We start from the raw sequence: 12,042 nt of genomic DNA on the forward strand, positions 1-12,042 counted from the left end.
CCTCCACTTGAAACTCAATGCGCGTCAGACCTTCTGCGCGCTCTGGCACGAATATCGTGCTCAGACCGGTGCATTTCAAGGTTTTTCGGTCGGGAATGTGCCGGTTTGGGGCGATTTGGGTAATAAAGTGTTAACGCGGTGTCTGACACGGCGCGAAAGAACACGGTTTCAACGATTTATCCAGGTGCTGGGGACATCCCACAGATGGCGCCGCGCCTCTCGCTGTGCGGCCTCGCTATCGATTCCAATGTCTTCCAAAGCACGCGCATCCAGCTGTGCCAGCGCCCGGCGCGAGCGCCACAGAGCCAGATAGGACAGCAGACCGAAGTGGCGGCGGCGGTGAGGAACACCTTTGGTGTGTCCGGAAACGTGATCAATCAAAGCCATTTTATAGTTCCTCTCGTGATGTATGAGGTCGTTTTCATCAAGTGACTTGATATATGGCCAATCATCATTCATATTGAAAACGAATGTTTGTGACGCATTGAATCAAGGATAGTGATATGAGAAACCTCGACATCACCACGTTACGCTCTTTTGTGGCGGTCGCGGATGCCGGGGGCGTCACACGCGCCGCTGGTTTCCTGCATCTGACCCAATCGGCGGTTTCAATGCAGCTGAAACGCCTCGAAGAACTGCTGGATGTTGAGCTTCTCGACCGCTCGGGGCGGACGATTGCCCTGACGGCCTCGGGGGAACAGCTGCTGGTCTACGCGCGCCGCATGGTGGCCTTGAACGACGAGGTGATCGGGCGCCTGACGGATCAGGCTTATGAGGGGGAGATCATCCTCGGCGTCCCGCATGACATTGTCTACCCGGCGATTCCGCAGGTTTTGAAACGCTTTCATGCGGCGTTCCCACAGGTGAAGGTACATCTTGTCTCCTCCTACACCCGCGCCCTGAAGGACAAGTTCGGCCGGGGGGAATGCGACCTGATCCTAACGACGGAGAACACGGTTGATCCGGGGGGCGTCACCCTCATCCGGAAGCCATTGTTGTGGATCGGTGCGCCCGGTGGCGCGGCCTGGCGGTGCAAACCGCTCAACCTGGCCTTCGGACGGCTGTGCACGTTCCGTCCCCGGGTTGTCGAGGCTTTGGATGCGGCGGGCATCGAATGGGAGGTGATCGTCGAGACCGAAAGTGATCGCACGATCGAAGCCACGGTCAGCGCCGATCTGGCCGTGCACACCATGATCGAAGGCACCGAGCCGCCGCATCTGGAACCGATTGATCACGGGGGAGGGTTGCCGGAACTGCCGCACCAGCTGATCAACCTATACGGGGCGCAAGCCACCAAGGGGGTTGTGCATGACACGCTGGCCGATTTCCTGCGGCGTGCCTTCTCCGGGTCGGACGCGGTGCGTTTGAAAATTGCGTGAACTGGCATCGCCATATTCAAAAGCGGCGGCACTTGGATTCGGCAGGAGTCACCGGGGGTTACGGTCAAAAAAATGCGAAAATTTCGCTTGGCTTGGCAATTTTTTGCCAATTTTGCGCAGAACGGGCAATTTCCGCCTATTGATTTCAAGCCTGCTATACTGCCGCCGGGAAAGGGCTCAGAAATTCTAGCCTGCGGCGAAAAAGTTAACGCAAACACGGTAAAAATCAACTTATAAGTGTATTTATCCAGATAAATTTGATCAAATATAAAAAATTTTAAACGAAAAGCGGCAACGCAGAATTTGGCGCAAAAATCACTGATTTCGCTGAAAAAGACCCCTTATGATTGTCTGGACTAACGGTCTGCTCACTTTATTGGGAAGCGATTATTATTGATCGGATAGTGAATTTCACTATTGTTCGCCGACATATCGGTTTTGTGGTGATCGCGGCTAGGTTGTGCCAAGGAGCAGTCCAGTCGAGGACCACCTTTTAACAAGGTTTATGCAAGGAATAAGCAAATGGTACATGTCGTAGACGTTCATGTTGGAAAACGTATTCGCCAGCGGCGCTGGCTTGTCGGAATGACACAGCAGAAACTCGCGGAATGTGTCGGAATCAAATTCCAGCAGATCCAGAAATACGAAACAGGTGCCAATCGCGTCAGCGCATCCCGTCTTTGGGATATCGCCGATGCATTGGAAGTCGACGTGGCCTTCTTTTTCGAAGGTCTGAAATCGGACGCTGAAAGCCCGGCAGAACAAGACTCGATCCCGGCGGATATGATGGGCGACAAGGAAGCAATGGATCTCGTTCGGTCCTACTATGCGATCCCTGAGAACCAACGCCGCCGCCTGTTCGAACTGGCACGCGTTCTGAGCGACGTCGCCTGATATTTCTGGGGTTTTCGTGAGACCGCGGCTTAGAGTGCTGCATGCATGAATACCGCGCGCAAGGCTTGCGCCGATGCGCGCGGACTGGCACCAGTCGGGTATGACCCTATCACCTGATACCGTTGAACTCGAAAACATCGACACAATTGCGCAGCGCATGGCGGATGCAGCACGTGCAGCCATTCTGCCGTACTTCCGGCAGGCAGGACTAGATTCCGAAAACAAGCTGGCAGACGGGTTTGACCCCGTCACCGAAGCCGACCGCGCAGCGGAACGTGCCATGCGTGCCATTCTGGAAGAAAACTGCCCAGATGATGCTATTCTGGGCGAAGAGTACGGCCAATCCAATGGAACAAGCGGGCGCACATGGGTGCTCGACCCGATCGACGGCACCCGCGGGTTTGTCAGCGGCACCCCGACCTGGGGTGTATTGATCGCCGTCTCGAACGCACGGGGCCCATACTATGGCCTGGTGGATCAGCCTTATATCGCAGAGCGGTTCATTGGCAGCGCGGCAAAGGCCGAATTGACGGGACCATCCGGCACATCCGTGTTGAAGACACGGTCCACCAAGGCGTTGCACGACGCAATTGTGTTCACCACATTCCCCGAAGTCGGCACGCCGCAGGAAGCTGCCGCCTTTCGCGCTGTCGCGGAAAAGGCCAAGCTGACGCGTTACGGGATGGATTGCTATGCCTATGCCTTGTTGGCCGCCGGGCAGGTTGATCTGGTCATCGAGGCCGGATTGCAGGCGTATGACATCCAGGCGCCGATTGCGGTGATCGAAGCGGCGGGCGGCATTGTCACGAACTGGGAGGGCGACCCGGCACATGAAGGGGGGCGGGCCCTGGCTGCTGCGAACGCAGACATCCACGCGCAGGCGCTCGCCCTGTTGCAAGAGAGCGCTGCGTGACACGCCTTCTGCTGCGCGGTGCGGATCATCTGCTGACGATGGATGACGACCGCCGGGAGTTGCGCAGGGCGGATGTTTTGATCGAGGCCGGCGTCATCTGCGCCGTCGGACAGAACCTGCAAAGCGATGCGCCGGTGATCGATGCCAGCGGATGTGTTGTAACGCCCGGCCTGGTGAACACGCACCACCATCTTTATCAATCCCTGACCCGCGCGGTGCCTGCGGCCCAAGATGCGCTGCTCTTTGGGTGGCTGCAAACCCTCTATCCGATCTGGTCGCGCTTCACACCCGATCATATGTTTACGTCTGCGCAGGTCGGGTTGGCGGAATTGGCGCTGTCGGGCTGCACGCTGAGCAGTGATCACCTCTACCTCTACCCAAACGGCGCACGGTTGGAAGACACGATCCACGCAGCAGCAGAGGTCGGCGTCCGCTTCCAACCCACGCGCGGCGCGATGAGCATTGGCCGGTCGCAGGGTGGGTTGCCCCCCGATGACCTTGTGGAGCAGGAAGCCGATATTCTGGAGGACTGCATCCGGGTGATCGATGCCTTCCACGACCCGTCGCCGGGGTCGATGTGCCGGGTCGGCGTGGCGCCCTGTTCCCCGTTTTCGGTCAGCCGGGATCTGATGCGCGATGCCGCCCTGCTCGCGCGGGACAAAGGCGTGATGCTGCACACGCATCTGGCTGAAAATGAGCAGGACATCGCCTATTCCCTCGAAACTTTCGGCTGTCGCCCGGGTCAATATGCTGAAGACCTGGGGTGGGTCGGGCCGGATGTCTGGCACGCGCATTGCGTGAAGCTTGATGCGGCGGAAATCGCGCTCTTTGCGAAGACAGGGACCGGTGTTGCCCACTGCCCCTGTTCCAATTGCCGTTTGGGCAGTGGCATTGCGCCGGTGGTCCATATGCGTGCCGCAGGTGTGCCTGTCGGGCTTGGGGTGGACGGATCGGCCAGCAATGACGCAGGCAATCTGGTGGCGGAAGCGCGACAGGCCATGCTGCTGCAGCGGGTCGCGCAAGGGGCGGACGCGATGAGCGCAAGGGCGGCGCTGGAGGTTGCGACCCGCGGGGGCGCGGACGTGCTCGGACGCCCGGAATGCGGGCGGATCGCGGTTGGATGCCGGGCGGATATTGCGATCTGGGACATGTCCGGGATTGAGACTGCTGGCAGCTGGGATCCGGTGGCCCTGCTGCTGGCGGGGCCGACAACAGTGCGGGATCTGATCGTGGAAGGCCGCCGGATTGTGCAGGACGGGCAGATCATCACGCTGGATATGGCGACGCTGATTGCACGCCAAAACCAGATGGCGCACGCCCTGGGAGACGCGGTGTGAGGCACATTTTCAGCGTTCTTATGTGGTGCGGGCTGACCACCGCTGCGGTCTCCGATCCAGCGGCCACCGATGCGTTGAATGCCTATCGCGCGGAAAACGCACGCGCGCCCCTGGCCTATTCCATGGCGTTGCAGAGTGCGGCGGAAGCGCATGCGCAGGATATGGCGGCGTGGGGGTTCTTCGATCATCGGGGCAGTGATGGCTCAGACGTGGGCGAACGGGTGTTGCGGGAGGGATACGAATGGTGTTTTGTGGCAGAGAATATTGCCAAGGGGCAGCCGTCGCTGGCGGATGTCATGCAGGCCTGGGCGGGGTCTCAGGGGCACCGCCGCAACATGCTCTCCCGACAGGCGCAGGAGTTCGCCCTTGTCGAAGTGCCGGGGCGCATCTGGGTCATGGTGCTGGCGGCACCTGGGTGCTGACCGGTTGTGCGTGGTGCAGCCGGGCCCTCCGGGGGGGATATTTTCAGCCAGAAGAAGCTGCGCGGCGTTGTCCCGCGACCCAGACATCGGCAATGGCGCGGTCGTCCCCCATCATGAGGGTGGGGAAGAGGGTTTCCCAGATCGTGTCGGCCTCTGCCGAGCGTTGCGCAATGGCAGGCGTCGAGGCGAGGTCAAGGATGATCAGATCCGCTTCGTAGCCCGCTGCAAGCGTCCCGATTTTTGTGTGCAGATGCAGGCTGCGTGCGGAGCCAGCGGTGGCCAGCCACATCAGCTGTGCCGGATGCAGCGCGGTGCCCCGCAACTGCGCGATCTCATAGGCGGCAGCCATCGTGCGCAGCATCGAAAAGGACGACCCACCGCCGGTATCCGTGGCAAGCCCGAGCGGAATGCGACGGGTCGCGAGCCCGGCCACATCCATTAGGCCGGACCCGATGAAGCTGTTAGAGGTGGGGCAATGCACCAGCGCGGCCCCCGTTTCGGCGATGCGGTCGATTTCACGGGGCTGCAGATGGATGGCGTGGCCGTAGACGGCGCGGTCGCCGATCAGCCCATGCGCCTCATAGGTATCCAGATAGTCTCGGGCGTCCGGAAAGAGCTGCCGCACCCAGTCGATTTCCGCGGGTTGTTCACTCAGATGTGTTTGCATCAGACAGGTCGGATATTCTGCCCAGAGGGCGCCCAAGGCGCTTAGTTGTTCCGGCGTTGAGGTCGGTGAAAAGCGCGGGGTGATTGCGTATTGCGCGCGGCCCTTGCCGTGCCAGCGCGCCAGCAGCGCCTTACTCTCGTCATAGGCCGATTGCGCCGTGTCGCGCAGGCCGTCCGGCGCGTTGCGATCCATGCAGGTTTTGCCCGCGACGGTGCGCATGCCGCGCGTGGCCGCCGCTTCGAAGAACGCGTCCACGCTGCCGGGGTGGATGGTGGTGTAGGAACACATGGTCGTCGTGCCATGGTCCAGCGCAAGGTCCAGATAGCGGGCCGCGATTTGGCGGGCGTAGGCCGGATCATGCAGGCGCATCTCTTCAGGGAAAGTATAGGTGTTCAGCCAGTCGATCAGCTGCTTGCCCCAGCTCGCGATGATCGCTGTCTGCGGGTAGTGCACATGGGCATCCACAAAACCGGGGCAGATGAGATGCTGGCCGTAGTCATGCACGTCCGCCTGGGGCGCGTCGCGGCGCAGCGTGTCCCGATCCGCGACCCGGACGATCTGGTCATTTTCGATCAAAACGGCACCGGCGCTGTTGATCCGCACCGCGTCCTGCCACGGGCCGGTCATCGGATTGCCGGAGGTTTCGAATGTCTGGCCGAGGAGGAGCTTTTGCGTGTTCATGCGTCTTCTCTAGGCGCTTCGCGCGGTGGCGACAACGGGCAAGCGTGCTGGCATTGTGTCCAACGGGGCCGCCGCTTATGGTCCGATCCAAAGCAGGGGGACGCGCGCATGTCAGATCAGACCGCAGAGCTGGAGCCGGAAGGCGAGGACGACGCCTATCTCCTTGGTCCCAAGGCGATTGCTGCGATCCTCTACGCGGTGGATATTGAAGATTCCGCCAAGCTGACAGAGCTGATGGAGCCGCTGCACCCGGCGGATATTGCTGACCTTCTGGAGCAGATCAACGCCTTTGACCGCTCCCGGCTGGTGCGGCTTTACGGGCGCGAGTTTGACGGTGAAATCCTGTCGGAACTCGATGAATCGATCCGGGAGGAGGTCATCTCCGTCCTGACACCACAGGTCTTGACGCAGGCCGTGCGCGACATGGACAGCGATGACGTTGTCGATCTGGTCGAAGATCTTGAGGATCATCAGCAGGAAGCCATTCTCGAGGCGCTCGAAGATGTGGACCGGGCCGCCGTACAGCAGGCGCTGGGCTATCCGGAGTACTCTGCGGGCCGTCTGATGCAGCGCGAAGTGGTCATGGCACCGGAGCATTGGACGGTGGGTGAGGCCATTGACTACCTGCGCACCACGCCCGAGGAGGAACTGCCCGCGCAGTTCTATCACATCGTGCTGGTCGACCCGCGGCTGCATCCCATCGGGAATGTCACGCTGGGCAAGGTGATGCGATCCAAGCGTGAAACCCGGCTGATGGACATCAAGGAAGAGACCTTTCAGGTCATTCCGGCGCTGCAGGACGAGGGCGAGGTCGCCTATGCCTTTAACCAGTACCACCTGATTTCCGCACCTGTTGTGGATGAAGAGGACCGGTTGATCGGGGTGATCACCATTGACGACGCCATGGCCGTCCTGGACGAGGAACATGAAGAAGACATCCTGCGGTTGGCCGGTGTGGGCGAGGGGTCGCTGTCCGACCGGGTGATCGAGACAACCAAGCAGCGTCTGCCCTGGCTGGCGGTGAACCTGGTGACGGCGATTGCCGCAAGTCTGGTGATCGCGCAGTTCGAGATGGCGATTGCGCAGATCGTGGCGCTGGCCGTGCTGATGCCCATCGTGGCCTCCATGGGTGGCAATGCGGGCACCCAGTCGTTGACGGTTGCGGTGCGTGCGATTGCCACCAAGGACCTGACCGGCGCCAACGTCTGGCGCGTGATCCGGCGCGAGGTGCTGGTGGGGCTGATCAACGGGCTGATCTTTGCCGTGGTGATGGGTGTGGTGGGGGTCATCTGGTTCGGCTCCCCCGCGCTTGGCTACGTGATTGCCGTGGCGATGGTCATCAATCTGGTGATTGCGGGGCTGGCTGGAACGGTGATTCCGGTTGTCTTAGAGCGCGTGGGCGTCGATCCGGCGCTGGCCTCCGGCGCCTTTGTGACCACGGTCACGGATGTGGTCGGGTTTTTTGCCTTTCTCGGCCTCGCGGCACTGGTGCTTTTGTGATCGATCTGGTGGAGGCGAAGGCACAGGCGCGGCGGGAGGGGTTTGCCCGGCGCAAGGCGGCGCATGCAGACGACCCGGGCACGGCGGCCGGGGTGCTGTCGGGCTTTCTGGCAGGCTACCGGGGGGTGCCCCTGTCCGGCTATATGCCCATCCGCACAGAGATCGATCCGCGCCCGGCCATGTCGGAGGCCGCCGCCCATGGCCCGGTTGGCATCCCGGTCATCCTCGGGGCGGGACAACCGCTGAAGTTCGCCCGGTGGGAGCCCGACATGCCGCTGGTCGAAGGGGCTTTTGGCGCGCTGATCCCCGAAGACCCCGACTACTTCGAGCCGGAAATACTGATCGTGCCGCTGGTTGCTTTTGACGGGCAGGGCGGGCGGCTGGGCTATGGCGGGGGGTTCTACGACCGCACGCTGGAACAGCTGCGGGCGCGCCGCGGGACCCTGGCCATCGGCTTTGCCTATGCCGCACAGGAGGCCGCTCAGCTGCCGTTGGAGCCGACCGACCAGACGCTTGATTTCATCGTGACAGAGACCGAGATGATCGACCTGCGCTAGTCCTCGACGTCCTCGTAGGTCAGGATGTCACCGGGTTCGCAGGACAGGGCCTCGCAAATCCGCGCCAGCGTGTCGAAGCGCACGCCCTTGACCTTGCCGGACTTCAGCAACGAGATGTTCTGTTCGGTGATGCCCACCCGTTCCGCCAGTTCTTTGGAGCGCATCTTGCGCCGGGCCAGCATCACATCCAGCGTCACGACGATCCGCTTGCCGATTTCTTGTTCCGCATCAGACAAAGGCCTTGTTTTCCTCTGCCATATGGGCGGCGTCCACCATGATGTGGCCCAATGCCACCAGCATCAGGCCCAGGATGATGGCGTAGATGTCGCCGTCCTCAAAGCCAATGCCGAAGGTGAGACGTGTGGGATCGGCCCAATACAGCAGGATTGCGCGTGCGATCCCATCGACGATCATGCTGACCGGGACGATCAGAACCAGCACCCAGCCGACCCGTCGTAGCCGGATGGCGGTCCTTTGGGTGAAGATGCCTGATCCTTCACGGATACCTGCAAAAAGCTGCCGGATGAGCAGCATCATCGCAACCGCCATGACGTCGGTTATCAGCCAGATCAGCGAGGCCAGCAGCGCGCTGGCCGTGGTCAGCTGCAGGGCGCTGATGTCGAGGTTGAGTTCTTGCGTCAATTTCTGTCCCAAAAGCTGCGGATCGCTGATGGATAGAAAGACAAAATAGGCCGCGACAACGATCGCGAGACCCAGAGCGAGTGTGCTGAACCACACACCAGCGCGGGCGGTTGCCGCGATTTTCGATTGCCTGTCGAGGGGGTCGGACATGGGTGCGTACTCCACATAAAATACTACGCTTAAAAATTATCGTAAAACAATAATTATTGCAATCCTAATATGAATTTTTGTGGGGCTCTATCACATGAAGTTGCAAAGGTGCCTACCGGAGTGGTTTCGGTGGGTCATTGGTTCCCGAACCGCACCTCCCGGCAGACCTTGCATGCCTCCAGTCGTCATCCTTTTTCGAAGGCGGAAAATGCCTCAGCCCAGTCCGGATGCCACCGGGACAGGGCCGGGCGGTTTTCAGCGATATCGCCTGCCGCCCAGAGCACGCGGCGCTCGTCCACCGTCTCATCCACCATATTGTCAGGGCAGAGCACGTAGAAATCCCCCCGTCCGACGCGGTCAAAGAGGTATTCCACACATTGCGCGCTGGTCCAGGCGCCCTCCGGTTTTTCCGGCATGATGGCCGCGATCATGCCCGTGTAGGTAAACCCCGGCACGAAGAGGTGGACATCGATGGGGGCGCCTGCCTCACGCAGTTCGTGTGCCAGCTGTTCAGTCAGGACTTTCACCGCCGCCTTGGAGGCGTTGTAGGCCGGGTTTCCGGGCGGGGTGGTGATGCCCTGCTTGGAGCCGGTGTTGATGATCGCCGCAGGCTCGCCCGCGTCGATCAGCCGGGGCACGAAGGCCTGAACGCCATTGACGATGCCGAAGAAGTTGACATCGAAGGTCTTGCGCCACGCCTCGGGATCGTCCCAACAGGAGGAGCCGAGACCAATGCCTGCATTGTTCATGACCACCGCAACCCGGCCCATTGCAAAGGCCTGATCGGCCAGCGCGTTTACGGCATGCGCATCGGAGACATCCACAACCTGCGTCTCAACCCGCGCCCCCGAGGCGCGCAGGTCTGTTGCCGCCGTTTCAAGAGCCTCCGCATTCTGATCGGCCAGCAGGAGGTGAAACCCCCGCCCCGCCAATAGCTCTGCTGCCGCCAATCCGACGCCGCTGGCGCCACCGGTGATGACGGCCAGCCCACCGCGTTTGCTGATTTCTTGCCATGACATCGTTTTGCCCTCCGGTATCTACATATCCCAACTTAAGGCGAAATCGGTTTTCCGCCATGACGCTGTGCCGCATTATTATAAGGCCTGCCCCTTGCCCTGCCGGTGCCGGAGCCCTACCCATCAGACATGAAACTGATGTTCCTTGGCGATGTAATGGGGCGGGCCGGACGGCGCGCGATCACGGAAAACCTTGCGCGGTTGCGGACGGCGTGGAAGCTGGATTTCGTGGTGGTGAATGGCGAAAACGCGACCTCGGGCGTGGGTCTGTCAGGCGCGCATGCCAAGACGCTGCTGGAGGCCGGGGCCGATTGCATCACGCTGGGCGATCACGCTTTTGATCAGCGCGATATGCTGCAGTTCATTGAGCAGGAACCACGGGTCATCCGCCCGCTGAACTTCTCCAAAACCGCACCGGGCAAGGGCGCGCGGCTCTTTACCTCGAAAAACGGGCGTAAGGTGTTGGTGACGCAGGTGCTGGGGCAAGTGTTCATGAAACGGCCCTTTGATGACCCGTTCTCGGCGCTGGAGCCGGTGCTCAAGATGCATCCGCTCGGCGGGCAGGCCGCCGCCGTGATCGTGGACGTGCATTGCGAGGCGACGTCGGAAAAGATGGCGATGGGGCATTTTGCCGATGGGCGCGCGAGCCTTGTTGTCGGGACCCATACCCATGTGCCCACGGCGGATGCGATGATTCTACCCGGCGGCACCGGATATCTGACCGATGCGGGCATGTGCGGCGACTATAATTCCGTCATCGGCATGGATAAGGCCGAACCGCTGCGCCGTTTCATCACCGGCATGCCGCGCGACCGCTTTTCCCCCGCGAACGGCGAGGCGACCCTCTCCGGTGTCTATGTCGAAACCGACGACCGCACGGGCAAGGCCACCCGCATCGCCGCGATCCGCGAGGGCGGCCTGCTTGAGCCGGGCGCCCCGTGACCGTGCCTGTGCGCTCGGACGTGGTGCTGTTGACCGGCGTGCTCATCCTTTTGGGAGCCGGCTGGGGCATGACACAGCCCCTGACAAAGATTGCGGTCTCCACCGGGTACCAGCACTTTGGCCTGATTTTCTGGCAGCTCATTATCGGAGCGGTTCTGATGGCGGCCATCTGCGCGATACGGGGCACCCGGCTGCCGCGCGGACGGCGTCAGATCGCCATTTGCCTGATGGTGGCGGCCATTGGCACGATGATCCCCAACTCCACCGCCTACCAGGCCGCAGTGCATCTGCCCTCGGGCATCCTGTCGATCCTGTTGTCGATGGTGCCCATGTGGGCCTTTCCCATTGCGCTGCTGATGGGGCTGGACCGGTTTTCATGGCGGCGCTTTCTGGGGCTGTCGCTGGGCCTCTGCGGTGTGCTGCTGATCGCGGTGCCGGGGGCGTCCGCGCTCAATCTCGCGGTTTTCTGGGTCGGCGTCGGGTTGATCAGCGGCATCTGCTACGGGCTTGAGGGCAATCTGGTGGCGAAATTCGGCACCGCAGGCATGGACCCGTTCCAGGTGCTCTACGGGGCATCCCTGATGGGGGCGGTGATCATGCTGCCCGTGACGGTGCTCTCCGGCCAGTGGATCCCCGTCGACGCCGCCCAGACCCGCGAGGGGCAGGCGCTGATCCTCGGCTCCATCATTCACGTGGTCGTCTATGCCGGTTATGTCTGGATGGTTGGGCGTGCCGGGTCCGTTTTCGCCGTGCAGGTCAGCTATCTGGTCACGGGCTTTGGCGTCCTCTGGGCCAAACTGCTGCTGGGCGAGGCCTATTCCGCTGGCATCTGGGCAGCGCTGCTGCTTATGTTTGCAGGCATGTATCTGGTGCAGCCGCGCCCGAAAGCGGCGCTTGCTCCTGCGTGAGCAATCGGCGTACCTTACCGCAGGTTGAACAACG

General features: G+C 61.4%; 14 protein-coding genes. 9 read left to right on the top strand and 5 right to left on the bottom strand.

The window, feature by feature from the left end; all coding sequences use genetic code 11:
* Positions 1–168 precede the first annotated feature (168 nt).
* Complete coding sequence (locus ISX84_RS01055; protein ID WP_195818468.1) at positions 169–387, bottom strand: DUF1127 domain-containing protein; 219 nt, start codon at positions 385–387, stop codon at positions 169–171.
* Positions 388–503: 116 nt separating this feature from the next.
* Between ISX84_RS01055 and ISX84_RS01060 the strand changes: the two genes are divergently transcribed.
* The 5 genes from ISX84_RS01060 (at position 504) to ISX84_RS01080 (ending at position 4,945) form a co-directional block, all read left to right on the top strand.
* The gene (locus ISX84_RS01060) at positions 504–1,379 is read left to right on the top strand and encodes a LysR family transcriptional regulator (protein ID WP_195818469.1); all 876 of its coding nucleotides are present in this window, start codon (positions 504–506) and stop codon (positions 1,377–1,379) included.
* Between the two features lie 522 nt (positions 1,380–1,901).
* Entirely contained in the window at positions 1,902–2,273 is a 372-nt protein-coding gene (locus tag ISX84_RS01065) for a helix-turn-helix domain-containing protein (RefSeq protein WP_195818470.1), read from the top strand.
* Between the two features lie 100 nt (positions 2,274–2,373).
* A complete protein-coding gene (gene hisN, locus ISX84_RS01070; RefSeq protein ID WP_195818471.1) occupies positions 2,374–3,186 on the top strand; it encodes a histidinol-phosphatase in 813 nt (270 codons plus the stop codon).
* On the top strand, positions 3,183–4,523 hold the full coding sequence (locus tag ISX84_RS01075; RefSeq protein ID WP_195818472.1) for an 8-oxoguanine deaminase: 1,341 nt from the start codon (positions 3,183–3,185) through the stop codon (positions 4,521–4,523). The genes hisN and ISX84_RS01075 overlap by 4 nt, the downstream gene beginning before the upstream one ends.
* Positions 4,520–4,945 carry a CAP domain-containing protein gene (locus ISX84_RS01080; protein ID WP_326838681.1) on the top strand — a complete coding sequence of 142 codons (426 nt, stop codon included), beginning with the start codon at positions 4,520–4,522 and terminating at the stop codon, positions 4,943–4,945. The genes ISX84_RS01075 and ISX84_RS01080 overlap by 4 nt, the downstream gene beginning before the upstream one ends.
* Before the next feature lie 43 nt (positions 4,946–4,988).
* On the opposite strand, the gene guaD is transcribed toward ISX84_RS01080, so the two are convergent.
* On the bottom strand, positions 4,989–6,293 hold the full coding sequence (gene guaD, locus ISX84_RS01085; RefSeq protein ID WP_195818473.1) for a guanine deaminase: 1,305 nt from the start codon (positions 6,291–6,293) through the stop codon (positions 4,989–4,991).
* Between the two features lie 108 nt (positions 6,294–6,401).
* Here guaD and mgtE point away from each other — a divergent pair, with 108 nt between their 5' ends.
* Both mgtE and ISX84_RS01095 read left to right on the top strand, forming a co-directional pair.
* Positions 6,402–7,793: a magnesium transporter gene (gene mgtE, locus ISX84_RS01090; protein WP_195818474.1), complete on the top strand. Its 1,392-nt coding sequence runs from the start codon at positions 6,402–6,404 to the stop codon at positions 7,791–7,793.
* Positions 7,790–8,350 (top strand): 5-formyltetrahydrofolate cyclo-ligase, encoded by a 561-nt coding sequence (locus ISX84_RS01095; RefSeq protein WP_195818475.1) that lies wholly within the window; start codon positions 7,790–7,792, stop codon positions 8,348–8,350. The genes mgtE and ISX84_RS01095 overlap by 4 nt, the downstream gene beginning before the upstream one ends.
* Here ISX84_RS01095 and ISX84_RS01100 read toward each other — a convergent pair.
* From ISX84_RS01100 to ISX84_RS01110, 3 genes are all read right to left on the bottom strand, one after another.
* Positions 8,347–8,586 (bottom strand): helix-turn-helix domain-containing protein, encoded by a 240-nt coding sequence (locus ISX84_RS01100; RefSeq protein WP_442800608.1) that lies wholly within the window; start codon positions 8,584–8,586, stop codon positions 8,347–8,349. The genes ISX84_RS01095 and ISX84_RS01100 overlap by 4 nt on opposite strands.
* Positions 8,579–9,142 (bottom strand): DUF2975 domain-containing protein, encoded by a 564-nt coding sequence (locus tag ISX84_RS01105; RefSeq protein WP_195818476.1) that lies wholly within the window; start codon positions 9,140–9,142, stop codon positions 8,579–8,581. Before ISX84_RS01105 ends, ISX84_RS01100 begins: the two co-directional genes overlap by 8 nt.
* Before the next feature lie 185 nt (positions 9,143–9,327).
* Positions 9,328–10,161: an SDR family NAD(P)-dependent oxidoreductase gene (locus ISX84_RS01110; protein WP_195818477.1), complete on the bottom strand. Its 834-nt coding sequence runs from the start codon at positions 10,159–10,161 to the stop codon at positions 9,328–9,330.
* A gap of 126 nt (positions 10,162–10,287) precedes the next feature.
* Here ISX84_RS01110 and ISX84_RS01115 point away from each other — a divergent pair, with 126 nt between their 5' ends.
* A complete protein-coding gene (locus tag ISX84_RS01115) occupies positions 10,288–11,100 on the top strand; it encodes a TIGR00282 family metallophosphoesterase (RefSeq protein ID WP_195818478.1) in 813 nt (270 codons plus the stop codon).
* Entirely contained in the window at positions 11,097–12,008 is a 912-nt protein-coding gene (locus tag ISX84_RS01120; RefSeq protein WP_318168541.1) for a DMT family transporter, read from the top strand. The genes ISX84_RS01115 and ISX84_RS01120 overlap by 4 nt, the downstream gene beginning before the upstream one ends.
* The last annotated feature ends 34 nt before the right edge of the window (positions 12,009–12,042 follow it).

The organism is Roseobacter sp. MH60115, from assembly GCF_015644665.1.
In the GTDB taxonomy this organism is placed as follows: Bacteria; Pseudomonadota; Alphaproteobacteria; order Rhodobacterales; family Rhodobacteraceae; genus Roseobacter.

Bases quoted from the DNA above. Each gene is read 5' to 3' on its own strand.
- ISX84_RS01065 (WP_195818470.1), top strand. From the start codon at position 1,902: ATGGTACATGTCGTAGACGTTCATGTTGGAAAACGTATTCGCCAGCGG.
- ISX84_RS01055 (WP_195818468.1), bottom strand. From the start codon at position 387: ATGGCTTTGATTGATCACGTTTCCGGACACACCAAAGGTGTTCCTCAC.
- mgtE (WP_195818474.1), top strand. From the start codon at position 6,402: ATGTCAGATCAGACCGCAGAGCTGGAGCCGGAAGGCGAGGACGACGCC.
- ISX84_RS01115 (WP_195818478.1), top strand. From the start codon at position 10,288: ATGAAACTGATGTTCCTTGGCGATGTAATGGGGCGGGCCGGACGGCGC.
- ISX84_RS01060 (WP_195818469.1), top strand. From the start codon at position 504: ATGAGAAACCTCGACATCACCACGTTACGCTCTTTTGTGGCGGTCGCG.
- ISX84_RS01105 (WP_195818476.1), bottom strand. From the start codon at position 9,142: ATGTCCGACCCCCTCGACAGGCAATCGAAAATCGCGGCAACCGCCCGC.
- hisN (WP_195818471.1), top strand. From the start codon at position 2,374: ATGACCCTATCACCTGATACCGTTGAACTCGAAAACATCGACACAATT.
- ISX84_RS01110 (WP_195818477.1), bottom strand. From the start codon at position 10,161: ATGTCATGGCAAGAAATCAGCAAACGCGGTGGGCTGGCCGTCATCACC.
- guaD (WP_195818473.1), bottom strand. From the start codon at position 6,293: ATGAACACGCAAAAGCTCCTCCTCGGCCAGACATTCGAAACCTCCGGC.